Source organism: Nonomuraea sp. NPDC050540, assembly GCF_044457485.1.
Taxonomy (GTDB): domain Bacteria; phylum Actinomycetota; class Actinomycetes; order Streptosporangiales; family Streptosporangiaceae; genus Nonomuraea.
In genome coordinates this window covers 1-16,566 of the sequence record NZ_JBITHA010000014.1, presented here as the reverse complement: position 1 = coordinate 16,566, position 16,566 = coordinate 1, and the positions used below count along the sequence as shown (strand labels likewise).

The following is a 16,566-nucleotide window of genomic DNA, read 5'->3' as shown; positions in this document are numbered from 1 at the left end:
CCAACCGGAAGGACCGGCACCATGTCATACGAGAGCACCGCCAACCTGAAGATCGTGCAGGGCCTGTACGCGGCTTTCGCCGGCCGGGACCTGGAGACCATCCGCGCCGCCATCCACCCCGAGTTCGTGATGCGGCAGAGTGACCTGCTGCCGTGGGGCGGACGACGCCGGGGGCCCGACGGCTTCCTCGCCTTCCTTGGCACGCTTCTCAGCCACGTCGGCCCTGCCCTCGACGTCGAGGCCCTGTACGACGCGGGCGATCACATCGTGCAGTTCGGCTACAGCCACGGCACGGTTATCGCTCACGGCACGCCGTTTCGCGTACCGGAAGTGCACGTCTGGCAACTCCGGGACGGCCTGATCACGTCCTACCAGGTCTACGTCGACGTTCCGGCCATGCTCGCCGCCTTGACCGACGGCAACTCCACTCCGTGAAAGAATCCACGTTGAGGGCCTTGGCGCATCTGGGGCGAGTTACTTGGTCTTGGGTATCGGGTGGGGGAGGGGCGGTCCGCCGGGTCCTGGCGGCGGCGAGGCTTGGGCCCGCGCCGCGTGGGGCTTCACCGACCTGGCGCCAGTTCCTCACCTCTGAAGCCTCCGGCATCCTGGCGTGCGACTGTTGAGTCGGCCTGGGGCGCGGTGTCGGGGTTGCTCCGGTCCGTTTCCCCAGGCCGCTCGCCGAACCCGCCGTGCGGATCTCTCCGCAACGGGCTCTCCACGGTTGCTGCCGTCAGGCGTGGTGGGGGACTGTCCAAGGGTGGGGGATCTTGTTGCCTCGGTAGCGGTATCGGGTGACCGGGGTTGAGGCGATGTTGAACAGTTCGATCCCGTCCGCCGAGGGTCTGCGCCACCGGCCGGTGTGGTCGGTGAGGTGTCGGCGGACGTCCTTCCATTTCCAGCGGAACAGTGCCATCCACCAGCGGATCACCCGGCGCCATGTGAAGTTTTCGATGGAGTCCAGGGTGTTCTTGCAGACGGCGTGCTGGAAGTAGGTGGCCCACCCGCGCATGATCTGATTCAGTCTGATCAGCACGGTTCTGGGGTCCTGCTGCGACGTTCTGTGCCGGAGCCGGTGACGAGCGGATCACCCGTACGGGCTTGGGGATGGGGCCGCGACATGCTTGTCAATGGACCAGGCCAGCGGGTCACCCTCACGGGCGTAGGGACGAGGACGCCACCTCGACCGAGCGGGGCATACTTCCACGGGTCACCCCCCCACGGGCGTGGGGACGAGTTCAATGGCGGACACCAAGAGGACATCGCCATCGGTTCACCCCCACGCCCGTGGGGGTGAACCGGCCCTGGTCCACCATCCGTGACTGTGCGCCTGCCGATAACTACGTCCACCCAGGTCATCACTCTGCGAGGGCTTCGCGTGGCGTGTGCGCGCTCTGGTCACCCGGGAGACGGAAGGGCGTACGGCAGGATGATCCGCTGTGCTGTTTCGCCTGGCCTACCTGACCGTCACGAACGCCTTCGCCGCGCTGCGGTTGCTGCCCATGAGTGATCGGGACAACGACGTGGAGATACTTGCTCTGCGTCACCAGATCACCGTCCTTGAACGCCGGCTCGGCGCCGACATCGGAGTGAGATTCGCGCCTGAGGACCGAGGCTTTCTTGCCGCGCTCCTGACGTAGCTGCCGCGCGAGGTCCTGCGCCGGCTGCGGCTCCTCATCCGCCCGGACACCGTGCTGCGCTGGCACCGCGATCTGATGCGGCGTCGTCACGCCGGTACCTGCTGGCCGAAGCGGCCTGGCCGCCCACCCACCGTCTACTCCGTCCGCGCCCTCATCCTGCGCCTGGTGCGAGAACCCTGGCTGGGGCTATCGGCGGGTGCACGGTGAGCTCGCCACATTCGGCATCACGGTCGCGCCGTCCACGGTGTGGGAGATCCTCAAACAGGCGGGGCTTGACCCGGTGCCCGAGCGGGCGTCCACCACGTGGGCCGACTTCCTGCGCTCGCAAGCCGACGACCTACTGGCCGCGGATTTCATCGAAACCGTCACTCTCAGCGGGCAACGCCAGTACATCCTGGCCGTCATCGAGCACGCCACCAGACGCGTCCGTGTGCTCGGCACCACCGCGCGCCCGAGCGCCAGCCGGGTCATCCAAGCGATCAGGAATCTGGTGAGGGATCTGGACGATGCGGGCTGCCGGGCGCGCTTTCTGCTCCGAGACAGGGATGGGACGTTCCCGGCCCACATGGACGAGATCCTCACCGAGGGCGGCATCAAGACGGTGCTCACCGGCATTCGGATGCCGCGGATGAACTCGATCATGGAGCGGTGGGTGCAGTCGTGCCGTCACGAACTTCTCGGCCGCTGCCAGATCTGGAACGAACGTCACCTGCGGCACGCCCTGCTCGAGTACGAACACTTCTACACACTGCGGGAACACCAGACCGGCAACATCCTTCATGTCACACCGGCGTCACGCTGACACAACAGACCACCAGAACCACGTATCGACACGAAACATCATGTTTCGTCACCACCGAAAGTGGGCCAGAGCGCTCTCACAGACGCTTGCGCCGCATCGGGTTGCTGATCCGACAGCCCGCGCGGACGTTCGCTACATCGGTGTTCCGGCAGGCGCAACCCCTGCGCCAGGTAGGTGGGGTCTGTCTAGATCTTGGCTCTGTCGCAGAAACGGTGGTGACAGAAGGTGATCACCCAAGAAGGATGCGATGACGGAGCAGAGTGAACCCTGCCCTGCCGTACATCTGGCGCTTGATCAGTTTCGTTTTCGTGTTGACGCCCTCGGTTCCGCCATGGTGATACGGGAGGGTGAGCCCGGCGTAAACGGCGGCGCGGTCTTGGTCGAGGCCGGTGCAGAAGCTGTGCAGGTGGGCCAGGTCCGCCTCGCGGACCACGGTGATCCATGAGTCGAGGAGTTCGGTGTTCTCCGGGTCGGGCTTGAGCAGGGCGGCGAAGTCTCGCACGGCAGTAGCCAGGGTGGTCATCTGCGTGCAGCCGGCGCTGAGTTGCACAGCCGGCTCACGGTCGGCGTTCTGGAGCTGGTCGGGGTTGCTGAGCAGCAGCCGGGTGACGCGGCGGGCGGAAATCGCGGGCCGATCAGCCTCGACCCGGCCCTGGTTGATGTAGCGGTAGAGCAGGTTCTGGCTGCCGGTACAGCCCAGTTCCTTGATCTCGGCCAGGAGCGTCTGTACCGGGACGGCCGGGTCCTGTTCGCGCCGGGCGCGAAGGTGGTCGCGGTAGGGGCCGACCACGGTGGGGCGGTACTGCGGGGCGCGCCGCATGCGCTCGGGCTCGCCGGCCCGCGCGTAGCGCTTAACCGTGTTCAGCGACCATTGCAGGCGGCGGGCGATCTCCACCCCGGGATGGGCACACAGCCAGGCGGCCAGGGTCTCGGCCTTGCGACCCGACAGCACGTCGATGCGCTGATTCGTCTCGACGTCGATCAAGATGGTGGCATAGGAGGCACCCTTGCGCAGCGAGAAGTCGTCCACGCCCAGGACCCGCGGGGTGCCCGCGAGCGGCAACGGCAGCGCCGGCAGCATGCGCAGCGCCGTGAACCGCGTGACCGCGACGGCCATGACCTGCAAGGTCCGCGCGGCGGCCCGTCCGGCCAACTCCTTGATCACAGCTGTGATCTGCGTGGCCAAGCGGACGGTCCGGCGCTGATAGCGACGCAGCAGGCCGGGAATCTGTTCGCGAAAGGTTCGCCGGCAGCCTGGCGTTGGGCACACCAGCCGGCGCACGCGCACCACGAGCACGACGGGTCGGGCGTCGACCGAGACGTCGGTGACGATCCGCTGGTGGTAGCCGTGCACGCTCCTCGTTGCAGTGCCACAGTCCGGGCAGGAGCTCGGGTCATCCGGGGTCCGTACCCGTAGCCGTATCCGGTCACCCTCGTCGACCACGTCCTGGACGATCAGCGGCGACAACCCTGCAAACACCGTGCTCACGGGCACTGTGGCATCGATCATCGCTCACGGTGACACGTGCAGACGATCAGTCACCGCCGTTTCTGCGACAGAGCCAAGATTTCTACAGTCCCGCACCAGAGTGCTTATGGCCGACGGTACCACGAAGCCAATCGAGCAAGTGAGGGTCGGCGACCGGGTAGTGGCTACCGACCCGAAGACAGGGAAGACCTCGGCCAGGCCCGTCAGTGCGCTAATAAAAAGCGCAGGAATTAAGAATGTTGTTCAGATCGCAACAGGTATCGACGGGAACCGCGGCAGTTTTACGGCCACCGATTCTCACCCTTTCTGGGTTCCTGCTCTAGATACGTGGATTGAGGCGGGGAAGCTCAGGCCCGGAACCCTACTGCATACAAGCGCAGGTACCTACACCCAGGTCTCGGCTATAAGGAGATGGACCCAACAAAATCAGGTCGTAAATAACCTGACCGTTAATGAGTTTCACACCTACTACGTCGTCTCGGGCAACGAGGCGGTACTGGTTCACAACGCAAACCCCTGCGGCCCAGCAGCACAGTTCAAGGTGTCAACCACCCTGGCGTGTACACGATCCACCTAAGGATGGTACAAAGTATGTCGGAATGTCGACCACTAACATTAATGATCGCGTGTCAAAGTTCATGAGGAGTAAGCATGCCGTCCGCAAGGCCGGATATGGGCCAGGAGACGTCGTCAATGTCACGTGGATCGATCTCCCGAAGGGAGTAAAAGGCGCAACCGCACGGCGTGTGGAGCAATCCGTCATGGAGGGCTGGAAGTCTCAAGGGACGAAGCTTCACAACAGGCGGGATCCTGAGATCGACACCTCTCCGGGCGATTATTTCAACTAGCTCTCACAAGTTCTCGAAGCAAAGTCCGTGATACCATCTGGACGGTGATCTAAGAAGAAGCACTCGTAGGAGAATGCGCTTATGGGAACATGGGGCGCTGGTCCGTTTGAGAGTGACAGTGCCGAAGACCTGCTCGACGAGCTAGAGGGTACCGATTCGGAAGGGAAACTGGATCGAATTATTCGGATTATGAATTCGGCTGTACGAGGTGACATGTTCCCGGAGGGAGATCTTCTGCCCGAAGAGATTATCGCGGTCGCCGCGATCGTTGCGCTAAACGTGTCACCTGACATGGAGGGCGTGTGGGAAAGCGAGGTCACGGGTCTCGCTGGATGGCTGCCAAAGCCAGTGACGCCTCCCACGATGGATCTAGCGATTCAAGCGCTGGCTAAGGCAACACCGCTGGATGGGTGGTGGAGCAAGAGTTGGGTGGATGAGTCCGAGAGATCCGAGGCTATGAACGCAATCAGTCAGATTCGTGAGAAGCTACAGTCTGCCACCCAGAGCTAAACAGATTGAAAGCTTGAGGTGACACGGCGTGGTTGCGTGCTCGCCGGGTGGTTCGGGAGTATGCCGGTGGGATGCGTTATCCGGATGGTGGTGGTCTGACCTCGGCGGCGCGGGCCAAGCGTGAACAGGTTCGCTTGAAGGCTGTCGGGTTGTTCGCCGCGGGCATGTCGCCCCCGCAGGTGGCCAAGAAGTTGCGGGTCTCACGCAAGTCGGCCTATTCCTGGCAGAGGATCTGGCGCACCGCTGGAGCCGAGGCATTGACCTCGTAAGGGCCGGGCGGGCAGCAGTGCCGGCTGAACGCGGCGCAGGTGCAGCGGTTGGAGGCGGCGTTGGACGACGGAAAAGTCGTGACGGCGTTTCCTTACTAGATGGGCAGCGACGAAGGAAGAGCATTGATTCATCTCTCTTTTCATCTCCCAGATCCGGATTCGGCCTGGCGGAAGACCTGGGACACCGCCAGGCAGGTCGATCCGGCTGCCGTCACGGAAATGGACCTCCGCTCGGCGTCGACCACGGTGGGGCGGCCGCCAACGCGGCCGCGTGCTCGTGCGGCGGCCAGGCCCTCGTGGGTGCCGGCGATGATGAGTTCGCGGATGAACCCGGCCGCTATCTGAGGCTCTTCCTGTCCTGTCCTGTCATTCATGTCTGTCATGGTCATCTTCAAGGCTGTGATCCGGCTGGTGGACATGGTTATCTCCTCCTCGTCCAGCACGTGGATGAATGGAGGAAGTGATGCATGTTCAGCGAGTGGTGATGCCCGGTTCGGGGGTGGCGTCGTGGACGGTTCTGGGGGGTGATGATGCTCCGGTCGAGCCGGTGGAGCGGGTTCCTCGCCGACGGTCTTGTCCACGGCTTTGCCCAGGTTCGACCAGACGTGTCAGCGGTCCACCACCTGTCTGGCCGGGGGCGCGCCCAAGTCAAAGGGCGGCTCGGGTGATCCATCTAATGGCCAGGTCTTGTGTAGGGTCTGTAATAGGTCCAAGTCGGATAATTGAAGGGCGTTCACTGTGAGCGGAAATCAAGGGAAGGCAAGTTTTGGCGCGATTCAGCAAAAGATTCATCAGGATATGCAGGCTCGCGGCTGGAGTTGGATCTGGGTCTTTGACCCCGGCAGAGAAAATTCTCCCTTTGTGTACAGTATTGGGTTCTACACCAGCTTCAATCATCCTGAAGTGGTAGTTGCCGGACTTCCGCAAGATGTTTCCGAAAATGTCTTGAGCTCGGTTCACGTAGCCCTTACCGAAGGGGTTGTATATAGTGCGGGCGACACCTCGGATAGAATCCTCGAAGGGGTTGGCGTTCAGTTTCGGGCAATCCCGCAAGACTTGCTGCTTTCCGCTCTCGCGCAGGCATCGGCGTTCTACGCCGGGGAAGCCTTTAGCGCGCTGCAGCTGGTCTGGCCTGACAAGGACGGCAACTTTCCAGGCGAAGGCGCACCTGCCTGGCTCAATGACCGACAAGCTATTTTGCCATAGAATCAGATCTTTCGCAGATCTCACCAAATTGTTTCTGTCCCCCAGAACCAGTACCGCTCGAATATGGAGTCTGGTGCTTGAGCTGCATGTCGGTGCCCGAAACTCGGCCGTTGGGACTGGCCTGGGGTTCGGAGCAGGTCGGCTGAGCACTGTTCGCTGCGGCGTGCAACGCGGCGTCCAGCGCACTCGAAGCGGCTTTGCCGGTGCTTGGGCGGGCCTGCGATCAAGTCGGGCACGAGCTGCCCGTCGCCTCTTCCGCGATGCCCTCCCGGTGCCCTTCTTGCGGGTCTGGCTTGACCTGCTGGGCTCCGGGGTGGCTCGCATAGCCTGTCAGCGGGACTGGCGTACCTCACCTTGACCTGCGCGTATGTAGGCGCCCCCGAGGAGCAGATAGGGGCGGAACGGGGTAGCTGCGAGAAAGCTGCTCCGTCTGTCCAAAGGTGGCTTTGCTGATGCTTGGGTGGGCCTGTGATCAGACCGGGCATTGGTTGCCCCCGGCCCCTTCCGCCATGCCCTTCCCTTGTGCTCCTGGCGGGCCTGGCTTGATCTTCGGGGTCCCGAGGGCCGCGTGCCTACCGTGGGTCCGCCCGTATGCCGGATGCGTGCCCGTCAAGTTCCGGTACCCGCGCGACGGTGGAGTTCTGACTCGGCCATCCTCGCCTCCCTGAGGGGGCCAAAAATCTAAGAATCCCCAGGTCGGATGGGGTGTGGAGTAGTAGGGCGCCCGGGGCTCGAACCCGGAACCTACGGATTAAAGACGCAAGGAAGTATGCCGGCCGATGTCCCGCCGTATTAAATGGTGCCGCTCTGCCGAATTTTGTCGGATTTAAAATGTCCGGAAATGTCGGCCGATCTTTATGGGTGCCGATGGCCGAAGAGCACGCGACGAGCACGCGGCTCGCGATGCGGTCCACCGTTGTGAGCTCTTGACGGTTCGATCTGTCCCGAATTCGGACGGCGACGGAGGCAGAGGACCCTATTTGCCTTTTCTTGCCAGGGGGTGATGGCGTTTGCCGCGGGTTGTCGTTCGGCTCGGGTGCTACTAGGCCGCGTATCGAGTCGTGATCAACTGGTGGTCCGGGTGAGGTCCTTGACCCAGATCATTGAGGCGCGTAGATGGAGGCCGGCGAGGTAGCTGTCCGGGGTCGTGTCCTATCGTGTGGCGACGCCTCGCCAGGCCTTGAGCTTGTTGATAAGGCGCTCGACGGTGTTCCTCTCCTTGTAGAGGTCGGCGTCGTGACTGTTAGGCCGGTCGCCCGCAGAGCCCTTCTTCTTCCGGTTGGCGGCCTGGTCGCTCTTCTCCGGGATCACTGCCTTGATACCGCGCCTGCGCAGGTGGGCCCGGTTACCGCGGGAGGAGTACGCCTTGTCCCCGGCGACCGCGTCCGGCCGGGTGCGGGGGCGGCCGACGGGGACGCGGACCCGTATCCTGCCCAGCACGGGAATGAACGGCGGGCTGTCCGCCGCCTGGCCTGCGGTCAGCACGAACGCCAGTGGGCGGCACCTGCGGTCGGCGGCCAGGTGAACGTTGCTGCTCTGCCCCCCGGAGCGTCCCGGCAGAGCGGCCTTCAGCCGGAGTTTTCGCCGGCCCCGGACGCGTCGCCGCTCCCGCCACCCGGCGTCGATCTCGGCATCCTGTCCGACTTGTTCTTCAAGACCGCCCCTTTTGATTGAGCCTTGTCCGCCTCGGCAGCTGCCTTCTCCAGTGCGCCGAGGACGTCCTGGCTCAGGTGCATTCCGGCCGCGTCGTGGTGAGCACGCACAGTGGTGGAGTCGATGCCGACCGGGCTCCAGGTCAGACTAGGCGGACGAATTTCCGGCACCCACAACGTGCTGGCCGCCAAGCTCGTCAACGAACTCGTGGAGGCGACCGACGAACTGATCCTCAACAAGCCCATCGCCCGCTACGGACGTTTCGATCTTTTGTGCCTCGACGAACTGGGCTCGACCACGCGGCGCTGACCTGCGTGGTGGGCAACAGGAGGACCAGTGCCGCCGCCTCAAAACCACCTAGCCCGCGACGCTCGCGACCGCCGCCGGGGTGACCAGCGGCTCGCTCCTGTCCGGGCATCATAAGCTGGGGGCTCGGAACCAAGCTGATCTACCGTCTACCCCTGGAGAGCCTTCAGGGGGACGGCTCAGCCGGCCCACACGTGGGTGGTGAACATCAGGACGTGCAGGGCCGACAGGGGGGCGGCAACGGCGGCGTACAGCAGGAACCAGCGGCGGTCGGCGCGGCCGAGCAGCACCCACAGCGGGAACCACAGCAGGGCCGAGCGCGGGATGGACATGTAGAAGGTCGAGGTGGTCAGGGCGGCGACCTGGAGGCCGACGTAGGTGAAAGCGGGCCACTGGCGGCGGTGGGCCAGCCACACCGTCAGCGCCACACCGAGCACCGCCGCGGCGAGCTCGCCGCGGAAGGCCCAGGTGAAGGAGTTGTCGACCTGCCACGCGGCGTTCCAGCTGGTCTGCCACGCCTCCCACGGCCAGACCAGCTCCCTGCCCCAGCCAGCCTTCTGCGCACTCTGCCAGGCCAGCCAATCGCCGGTCCTGCTCCACTGGTAGGCGCTGTAGGTGGCCAAGGGGGCGAACGGCAGCAGCAGCCACCCGGCCGAACGCGTCCGCGCCCTACCTGAGCGGACGAACCAGACGACCAGCGCCACGGCCAGGAACAGGCCGGTGATGCGGACCGAGGAGGCGAGGGCAGCGCATCCGGCGGCCGCCACCCAGCGCCCGCGCCCGGCCAGCAGCCAGGCCGGCAACGCGAACGCCAGGAAGAGCGCCTCGCTGTAGCCGGCGACCAGGAAGACCGCCGGTGGGGCGAGCAACAGGGCCCACACCGCCTGCGCGCCTGCACCGGGGCGGGCCTCGCTCTCGGCCAGGCGGGCCAGCGCGCACACGGCGACCGCCCCGGCGGTCAGGGAGATCGCCAGCCCGGCCAGCGTCCAGTCGCCGATCACCATGTGCACGGCGCGCAGCAGCAGCGGGAAGCCGGGGAAGAACGCGGGCAGGCCTGGGTCGGGGTCGGCGCCGGGGTCGCCGGCGTAGCCGTAGCGGGCAATGCGCATGAAGTGGACCGCGTCCCAGCGCATCCATCGCTCCAGGTGACCGGCGTCGCGGCCGATGTTCAGGTACCAGGCGCCGCCTGCCGCGAGCAGGGCCATGGCGAGGTGGGCCAGCAGCCAGGCGGTCAGTGCCTGGCGGTGCGGCCGGCCGTTCAGAATGGAGTGCATGAAGTCTTCCCGGATTGGTGATATTGCGCAGGTCACTGCACCAATCGGGGTGTTTGGCGGGTGTCGCGGGAAAACCATACGTTCGCGATACGCCCGTCCTGCCAGGCTGTCCGCGCACGGGGAAGGGGCGGCGATGAGAGTGCTGGTCGTCGAGGATGAGCCCTACATGGCCGAGGCGCTGCAGGCGGGGCTGCGGCGCGAGGCGATGGCGGTGGACGTGGCCGCCGACGGGCACGCCGCGCTGGAACGGCTGGCGGTCCACGACTACGACGTGGTCGTGCTCGACCGCGACCTGCCCGGCGTCCACGGCGACGAGGTCTGCCGCAGGCTTCCCGCCCTGAACCCCGCCTGCCGCATCCTCATGCTGACCGCCTCCGGCCGGCTGGACGACAAGGTGACCGGGCTGCGGCTGGGCGCCGACGACTACCTGGTCAAACCGTTCGACTTCCCCGAACTGGTGGCCCGCCTGCGTGCGCTGGAGCGACGCACCGCCCCCGCCGCGCCGCCAGTGCTGCGGCGGGCCGGGATCGTGCTCGACCCCTTCCGCCGCGAGGCCTACCGCGACGGCCGCTACCTGCGCCTGACCCGCAAGGAGTTCGGGGTGCTCCAGGTGCTGCTGCGCGGGGGAGGCGGCGTTGTCAGCGCCGAGCAACTGCTGGAGAAGGTGTGGGACGAGCACGCCGACCCCTTCACCAACGCGGTGCGTATCACCGTCTCCACGCTGCGCCGCAAACTCGGCGATCCACCCGTCATCCACACCGAGACCGGTGTCGGCTACAGCCTCCTGCCGCCCTCGTGAGCCGCCTGACGATCCGGGCCCGGCTCACGCTCGTCTACGGGGGCATGTTCCTGCTAGCCGGGGTGGCGCTGGTCGCGCTGGTGTACCTGCTGATGCGCTTCGCCCCGCGGTATGCCTTCCCGGAGGGCCCGGCCCCGGCTCCGGAGCCGACCGGCTCCCCGAGTCCCATCCCCACCGTGGCCGCCTCCGACGTGCTGGACATCAACAGCAAGGAGGACGTGCTGGCCACGTTGCTGCTGTTCAGCGGCGTCGGCCTGGCCGTGCTGAGCGTCCTGGCACTCGCGCTGGCGTGGTACGTCTCCGGGCGGATGCTGGCCCGCCTGCACGACATCACCGCGGCCGCCCGTACGGTCGCCACCGGCAACCTGCACGAGCGCATCGCCCTGAACGGCCCGGCCGACGAGCTCAAGGAGCTGGGCGACACCTTCGACGAGATGCTCAGCCGCCTCGACGTCGCCTTCCAGGCCCAGCGCCGCTTCGCCGCAAACGCCTCCCACGAGCTGCGCACCCCGCTGGCCACCACCCGCACGATGCTGCAGGTGGCGCTGGCCGACCCCGACGCGCACGACCTGCGGGTCCTCGGCCCCAAGCTCCTGCGCACCAACCAGCGCAGCATCGACATCACCAACGCCCTGCTCACGCTGACCAGGGCGGAACACGGCCTGACCGCGGCCCAGCCCATCGATCTGGCCCGGCTGCTGGCCGAGGCGGTCGCCGGGCTCGACCACGGCGACCGTACGGTGTCGGCCTCGCTGAGCCCGGCCGTCATCCACGGCGACCCGACCCTGTTGCGCCAGCTCGTGACCAACCTGCTGGCCAACGCGATCACCCACAACGTCCCCGGCGGCCGCGTCCGCGTCACCCTGACCCGCGAGAGCCTGACCGTCACCAACACCGGCCCCGTCGTGCCCCCCACGGACATCGAGCTCATCTTCGAGCCCTTCCACCGCCTCGAAGGCCGGCGCACGCGCACCGGCCACGGCCTGGGACTGGCCATCGTGCACGCCATCGCCGAGGCCCACCACTTCACCCTGACCGCCCGCCCCAACCCTGGCGGCGGCCTCACCATCACCATCCACCTCCCGCCCATAGACATATGAACCCGCACACCTGAGCCGTCACCACCGAGGACGGCCCCGCAGGTCACCGCCCGGCATCCTGTACCGCGTCAAAAGGCACCAACGGCGCAGGAGTTGCAACCACGCGATGCTTAACACTGCGCCTGCCGATAATTCCATCCGTCCAGGTCACGGCCATGCACTGCTTCTCTTTACGGGCAGGCTCCGGCCCTTACAGAGCCAGTGCGGCAGGATGGCCGGTCGTGCTCCTTCGCCTGGCCTATCTCGCCGTTACGAACACCTTTGCGGCGCTGCGGTTGCTCCCGGTGGGAGATCGAGACAAGGACATTGAGATCCTCGCCTTACGTCACCAGATCACCATCCTGGAACGGCAGCTTGGCACCGGCACCCGGGTGAGGTTCGATCCCGAGGATCGAGCCTTCCTGGCTGCTCTCCTGGCGCCGCTGCCCCGCGATGTCTTGCGCCGGCTGAGGCTGCTCATCCGGCCGGACACTGTCGTGCGGTGGCATCGTGATCTGATGAAGCGGCGTCATGCTCGTGCCTGCGCGCCGAAACGGCGCGGGCGCCCGCCAACCGTCCGTTCCATCCGCGCCCTCGTCTTGCGCCTGGTACGGGAGAATCCGTCCTGGGGGTACCGGCGGGTGCATGGAGAGCTCGTCACGCTCGGCATCAAGGTGGCACTGTCCACGGTCTGGGAGATCCTCAAGAAGGAAGGCATCGATCCCGCGCCCGAGCGGGCGTTCACCACCTGGGCCGACTTCCTGCGCTCCCAAGCCGATGCACTGCTGGCCTGCGATTTCATCGAGACCGTCACTCTCGGTGGAAGACGTCAGTACATCCTGGCCGTCATCGACCACGCCACCAGACGCATCCGGGTGCTCGGCACCACCGCGCACCCGACCGCGAACTGGGTTGCGCAAGCGTTCAAGAATCTTGTGATGGATCTGGAGGACGCCGGTTGCCGGGCCCGCTACCTGATCCGCGACCGGGACGGCAAGTTCCCCTCTCTCATGGACGAGATCCTCGCCGAGGTCGGCATTCAGACCGTGCTCACCGGTATCCGGATGCCGCGGATGAACGCGATCATGGAACGGTGGGTGCAGTCCTGCCGCCGCGAACTCCTCGATCGTTGTCTGGTGCGGAACGAACACCACCTGCGGCACGCCCTGCGCGAGTACGAACAGTTCTACAACCGGCACCGCGCCCACCAAGCCCTCGCCCAAGCCGCCCCGCTGCGTCCCGTCCCGGATCCGATCACCGATCCAGAGCAGATCACGAGCTTGACCATCCGCCGACGAGATTGCCTCAGCGGAATCCTCCACGAGTACTCACATGCCGCTTGAACTGCACGGATGGACTTTTCGGCAAGGACAGTCCTCTGCCGGGGTCTGGATGGACAGAGAGCTGGGCGCCGTTGCGTTCGCCGTTGCCGGGCAGAGGAGTAGGGCCATCGCGGCCAAAATAGCTGTCGCGAGTCGCGTGAGCTGCATGTTCTCCCTCATTTGTCAGAGCGGCTCGATGATCGTTCCTCGACGTGATGGTGGCGCCGGCAATGGTGCGGCTTCAGGTTTTGTGCGATGCCTGTTACCTCCGGCGAACCAGAGGCCAGCAGCTCACCGGTACGTCGATCGTGCCGGTCGGTCAGCAAGAGCTTCACCGCGATCGCATGGGTTGGGCCCAAGTCCATGCCTTTCCAGAAGCTGATTCAGCGCACTGTTGGGCCCAGCGCTGCTGTAAGGCCAGCGCCCCATGGTCACATGTGGAGGTCTCTTCATGAGGCCAACTGTGATCACAGATGACGCAACCACGCGAAGAGCTTCGGCCGAAAGGAATGGCGGGGACCGTGAACCTTTTTCATCCTCGCGCGACCTCTTAGTTCTGCTCTAGCACATGTGAAGATGACCACATGACCGAAACGATCCGCGTGGAAAAGCCTGCGTTACGCAGAGCCGCGTACTTGGGAGCGGCGCTCTTGGTCGCCGTCCTTGTCGTGGCCCTGACCTGGGCTGAGGATCTGCGCTTCGCCCACTCGGCAGGGAATATGGAGGCAGTCGCCCGCACGCTGGGGGAGGGCGCCGAACTCAGGGATCAAAGCATCGGAAGCCTCTCGTTCGAGTTCGTCCGGCAGGAGAACGACCTGGTCTACTTCTACCGAGGCAAGGGCTGGGGAGGGGATGGCTACGGCTATGTCTGGAGCCCCGCGCGCCGGCCGGGCGATGTCCTGCATGTGGAGGGTCCTTGGTACAAATTCCGGGACGACGCGCACCAGTGAACCCTTTCGGCCTCCCGGGCGGGGGCCCTGGTCACAGCATGATCGCGATGCCGGTGTTCGGCCGGTGATGTGAAGAAGCTCCTGGTAGACGAGTTGATCACCACAACCCACACCGTCACAACCAGGAACTTCCGGTGCTGTTCTATCGTGCTGCCGTCGATTTGTCGCGTCAGACCCTGAACTACGTCGCCGGGATGATCCGGCGGCATCGTAAGGCAATCGGGTCGGTCTGGCGGCGGCTCAATCCCGGCCAGCAGGCCCTGCTGGTCTTGGTCTACCTGCGCAAAGGCGAGACCTACACCGAACTCGGGGCCGGTTTCGGCGTCTCAACGGCCACCGCATGGCGGTACGTAGAGGAGACAGTGGCGCTACTGTCGGCGCGCTCGCCCAAGCTCGGGCAGGCGCTCCGCAAGGCCAAACGGGACGGACTGCACTACCTGGTGCTGGACGGCACGCTGATCCGTACCGAGCGGATCAAGGCCGACCGGCCCTACTTCTCCGGCAAGCACCGCGTGCACGGAATGAACGTGCAGGTCATCGCCTCACCGGACGGGACCATCCTGTGGACCTCCGGAGCCCTGCCCGGCAAAGCCCACTACCTGAGCGCCGCCCGCATCTGGGGCATCCTGCGCGACCTGGAGCAGGCCGACATCATCACCCTCGCCGACAAGGCATATCAGGGAGCCGAGGGCCCAGTCCTCACCCCCTACAAGGGCAAGAACAAGCCCGAATCCCAAAAGCAGGCCAACCGCTCCCACGCCAAACTCCGCGGACCCGGCGAACGCGCCAACGCCCAGCTGAAGAACTGGAAGACCCTCCGAAAGCTACGCTGCAGCCCCAGCAAGGCCGGCCACCTGTGCAAGGCCATCGCCGTCCTTCAAAACCACCGAGTCGCCCAGGCCGCGTGAGGATGAAAAAGGTTCCGTGTCCGGATTTCTGGGTGTCGCGTCTGATCTGCAGCACCCTCTTCCGCCTACCGCTTGGCCGCACCCGCAAGGGCTGAGCCCGCGGCCCGGTTCCAGTCGGCGGCAGCGGGAGGTTCCCGATAGCCCCAGCGCCCGCGACGGCCTGGACCGCGAAGCCCAATCCCAGGCCGACAAGAACGAGCACAAGCACGAGGGCGATCAGGACGATGGCGGCAGATCCAGCCCTTGCGGCAGTCGACGTGGAGGGCTCGCCCGCACAGGGGCGAGCCCTTCCACGTGCTGGCGCGCTACTGGTGCGGCCGCCGATTCTCACAAGGCGCCGCCCCGCAGCGGCGGCCTGGCATGACTTGGGAGTTCCCGGCCGAGCCAAGGCCGTACTCGGCGATAGGCGGCAGCACCAGACGTCTGGTGAACAGTCCCCCGATGCTGCTGGGCGAAATCGCACGGTGTCCCTGGGGCTGTTTCATGAGTGGTCACCCATGAAACACTCCGCCCCACGGCGGCCGTCCAGGCATTCCGCAGCCCCTATCTGTTGCATAGGTCGTTTCAAGAATCTTGACGGATGAAACGCACACATGAAACGCTTCCGGGGTGAGTGACGACGACTTCCTGCGAGTCGAGGCCCGCGACTGCCCGATGTCGACCTGCGCCGCCCCGGCCGGCTCTCCGTGCCGTACCGGGCGGGGGAAGGTGGCCGTCGCCTACCACACCGCCCGCTTCCGGCAGGTGCCTCATCTGGCCAAGGCGCTGAGCGTCGCCGTGCCGCCAGTGCGCAAGCCCGGCACGGCCTGGGTTGAACTGCACCGCCCTGCCGCCGGCGTCGAGACCTCCGAGCACGCGCGGGTCGGCTACGCCCGCGCCTCGACCGTGCGTCAGTCGCTCGACACCCAGCTCGACTCCCTCGCGGCCGCCGGGATCACCCGGGTGTTCGCGGAGAAGATCTCCACCCGCGCCACCGTCCGGCCCGAGCTCGACAAGGCGATCGCCCTGGCCCGCGAGGTGCGTGCCACCGGGGTCGCGGTCACCCTCGTGGTGCACGAACACAAGCGGCTCGGTCGCGGCCTGGAACTGGCGGCGCTGGCCGAACAGCTCAAGGCTGCCGGCATCGGCCTGCAGTTCCTCACCGGCGAACTCCAGGGCAGCCACGACCCGTCCGGGGTGGTGTTCACCGTGCTGGCCGCCCTGTCGGGGATGGAGCGCGAGTACATCCGCGACCGCACCCTGGAAGGCCACGAGTCGGCCCGCGCCCGCGGCAAGGCCATCGGCGGAGCCAGCGTCGTCGACGAGGCGATGCTGTCCATGGCCCAGCACCTACGTGGCCAGGGCGCCAGCCTGCGCGACATCGCCGCCAAGCTCGTCATCACCTCTGGCGCCAAGAAGGGCCGACACCCCTCCGCCGCTACCGTGCTGCGGATGCTGCGCGAGCACGACCACGCCGCCCAGACCGCCGAGGTGGCCGCCCTGGAACCCACCGCCTGACCTCCCCCGGCACCCCC

The 16,566-nt window shown here is 65.9% G+C and carries 17 protein-coding genes and 3 pseudogenes; 15 read left to right on the top strand and 5 right to left on the bottom strand.

Annotated features, from left to right (window positions below; translation table 11 throughout):
* Positions 1-21: 21 nt before the first annotated feature.
* A complete protein-coding gene (locus tag ACIBI5_RS37255) occupies positions 22-435 on the top strand; it encodes a nuclear transport factor 2 family protein (protein ID WP_397253777.1) in 414 nt (137 codons plus the stop codon).
* Between the two features lie 295 nt (positions 436-730).
* Here the strand turns inward: ACIBI5_RS37255 and ACIBI5_RS37250 are convergent.
* Positions 731-1,057 (bottom strand): annotated as a pseudogene (locus tag ACIBI5_RS37250) (group II intron maturase-specific domain-containing protein); the annotation flags it as partial.
* A gap of 379 nt (positions 1,058-1,436) precedes the next feature.
* Here ACIBI5_RS37250 and ACIBI5_RS37245 point away from each other — a divergent pair.
* Together ACIBI5_RS37245 and ACIBI5_RS37240 are read left to right on the top strand one after the other, a co-directional pair.
* A complete protein-coding gene (locus tag ACIBI5_RS37245; protein WP_397253776.1) occupies positions 1,437-1,637 on the top strand; it encodes a hypothetical protein in 201 nt (66 codons plus the stop codon).
* A 244-nt stretch (positions 1,638-1,881) separates the two neighbouring features.
* Positions 1,882-2,439 (top strand): hypothetical protein, encoded by a 558-nt coding sequence (locus tag ACIBI5_RS37240; protein WP_397253774.1) that lies wholly within the window; start codon positions 1,882-1,884, stop codon positions 2,437-2,439.
* 229 nt (positions 2,440-2,668) lie between these two features.
* Here ACIBI5_RS37240 and ACIBI5_RS37235 read toward each other — a convergent pair.
* A pseudogene (locus ACIBI5_RS37235) lies at positions 2,669-3,823 on the bottom strand (transposase); the annotation flags it as partial.
* A gap of 211 nt (positions 3,824-4,034) precedes the next feature.
* On the opposite strand from ACIBI5_RS37235, the gene ACIBI5_RS37230 reads away from it, so the two are divergent.
* The 3 genes from ACIBI5_RS37230 to ACIBI5_RS37220 all read left to right on the top strand — a co-directional run bounded on the left by ACIBI5_RS37230 (position 4,035) and on the right by ACIBI5_RS37220 (position 5,555).
* Positions 4,035-4,505 carry a polymorphic toxin-type HINT domain-containing protein gene (locus ACIBI5_RS37230; protein WP_397253772.1) on the top strand — a complete coding sequence of 157 codons (471 nt, stop codon included), beginning with the start codon at positions 4,035-4,037 and terminating at the stop codon, positions 4,503-4,505.
* Positions 4,506-4,857: 352 nt separating this feature from the next.
* On the top strand, positions 4,858-5,286 hold the full coding sequence (locus ACIBI5_RS37225) for a DUF4259 domain-containing protein (RefSeq protein ID WP_397253770.1): 429 nt from the start codon (positions 4,858-4,860) through the stop codon (positions 5,284-5,286).
* A gap of 71 nt (positions 5,287-5,357) precedes the next feature.
* Positions 5,358-5,555 (top strand): helix-turn-helix domain-containing protein, encoded by a 198-nt coding sequence (locus tag ACIBI5_RS37220; RefSeq protein ID WP_397253768.1) that lies wholly within the window; start codon positions 5,358-5,360, stop codon positions 5,553-5,555.
* A gap of 140 nt (positions 5,556-5,695) precedes the next feature.
* On the opposite strand, the gene ACIBI5_RS37215 is transcribed toward ACIBI5_RS37220, so the two are convergent.
* Complete coding sequence (locus ACIBI5_RS37215) at positions 5,696-5,998, bottom strand: hypothetical protein (RefSeq protein WP_397253766.1); 303 nt, start codon at positions 5,996-5,998, stop codon at positions 5,696-5,698.
* Positions 5,999-6,128: 130 nt separating this feature from the next.
* Between ACIBI5_RS37215 and ACIBI5_RS37210 the strand changes: the two genes are divergently transcribed.
* The gene (locus tag ACIBI5_RS37210) at positions 6,129-6,281 is read left to right on the top strand and encodes an HNH endonuclease (protein ID WP_397253764.1); all 153 of its coding nucleotides are present in this window, start codon (positions 6,129-6,131) and stop codon (positions 6,279-6,281) included.
* A gap of 12 nt (positions 6,282-6,293) precedes the next feature.
* Entirely contained in the window at positions 6,294-6,761 is a 468-nt protein-coding gene (locus ACIBI5_RS37205) for a DUF4262 domain-containing protein (protein WP_397253762.1), read from the top strand.
* 1,065 nt (positions 6,762-7,826) lie between these two features.
* Here the strand turns inward: ACIBI5_RS37205 and ACIBI5_RS37200 are convergent.
* Positions 7,827-8,551, bottom strand: a pseudogene (locus tag ACIBI5_RS37200) (IS5 family transposase); the annotation flags it as partial.
* On the opposite strand from ACIBI5_RS37200, the gene ACIBI5_RS37195 reads away from it, so the two are divergent.
* The gene (locus ACIBI5_RS37195) at positions 8,538-8,723 is read left to right on the top strand and encodes a hypothetical protein (protein WP_397254296.1); all 186 of its coding nucleotides are present in this window, start codon (positions 8,538-8,540) and stop codon (positions 8,721-8,723) included. The pseudogene ACIBI5_RS37200 and the gene ACIBI5_RS37195 sit on opposite strands and share 14 nt — an antisense overlap.
* Positions 8,724-8,899: 176 nt before the next feature.
* Here the strand turns inward: ACIBI5_RS37195 and ACIBI5_RS37190 are convergent, their stop codons facing one another.
* On the bottom strand, positions 8,900-9,994 hold the full coding sequence (locus ACIBI5_RS37190) for a mannosyltransferase family protein (protein WP_397253760.1): 1,095 nt from the start codon (positions 9,992-9,994) through the stop codon (positions 8,900-8,902).
* A 133-nt stretch (positions 9,995-10,127) separates the two neighbouring features.
* On the opposite strand from ACIBI5_RS37190, the gene ACIBI5_RS37185 reads away from it, so the two are divergent.
* From ACIBI5_RS37185 to ACIBI5_RS37160, 6 genes are all read left to right on the top strand, one after another.
* The gene (locus tag ACIBI5_RS37185) at positions 10,128-10,793 is read left to right on the top strand and encodes a response regulator transcription factor (RefSeq protein WP_397253758.1); all 666 of its coding nucleotides are present in this window, start codon (positions 10,128-10,130) and stop codon (positions 10,791-10,793) included.
* Complete coding sequence (locus ACIBI5_RS37180; RefSeq protein WP_397253756.1) at positions 10,790-11,893, top strand: sensor histidine kinase; 1,104 nt, start codon at positions 10,790-10,792, stop codon at positions 11,891-11,893. Before ACIBI5_RS37185 ends, ACIBI5_RS37180 begins: the two co-directional genes overlap by 4 nt.
* A 221-nt stretch (positions 11,894-12,114) precedes the next feature.
* Positions 12,115-13,215: an integrase core domain-containing protein gene (locus tag ACIBI5_RS37175; RefSeq protein WP_397253754.1), complete on the top strand. Its 1,101-nt coding sequence runs from the start codon at positions 12,115-12,117 to the stop codon at positions 13,213-13,215.
* Positions 13,216-13,778: 563 nt separating this feature from the next.
* Entirely contained in the window at positions 13,779-14,144 is a 366-nt protein-coding gene (locus ACIBI5_RS37170; RefSeq protein WP_397253752.1) for a hypothetical protein, read from the top strand.
* A gap of 134 nt (positions 14,145-14,278) precedes the next feature.
* A complete protein-coding gene (locus tag ACIBI5_RS37165) occupies positions 14,279-15,052 on the top strand; it encodes a transposase family protein (RefSeq protein WP_397253750.1) in 774 nt (257 codons plus the stop codon).
* Between the two features lie 609 nt (positions 15,053-15,661).
* Entirely contained in the window at positions 15,662-16,549 is an 888-nt protein-coding gene (locus ACIBI5_RS37160; RefSeq protein ID WP_397253748.1) for a recombinase family protein, read from the top strand.
* The last annotated feature ends 17 nt before the right edge of the window (positions 16,550-16,566 follow it).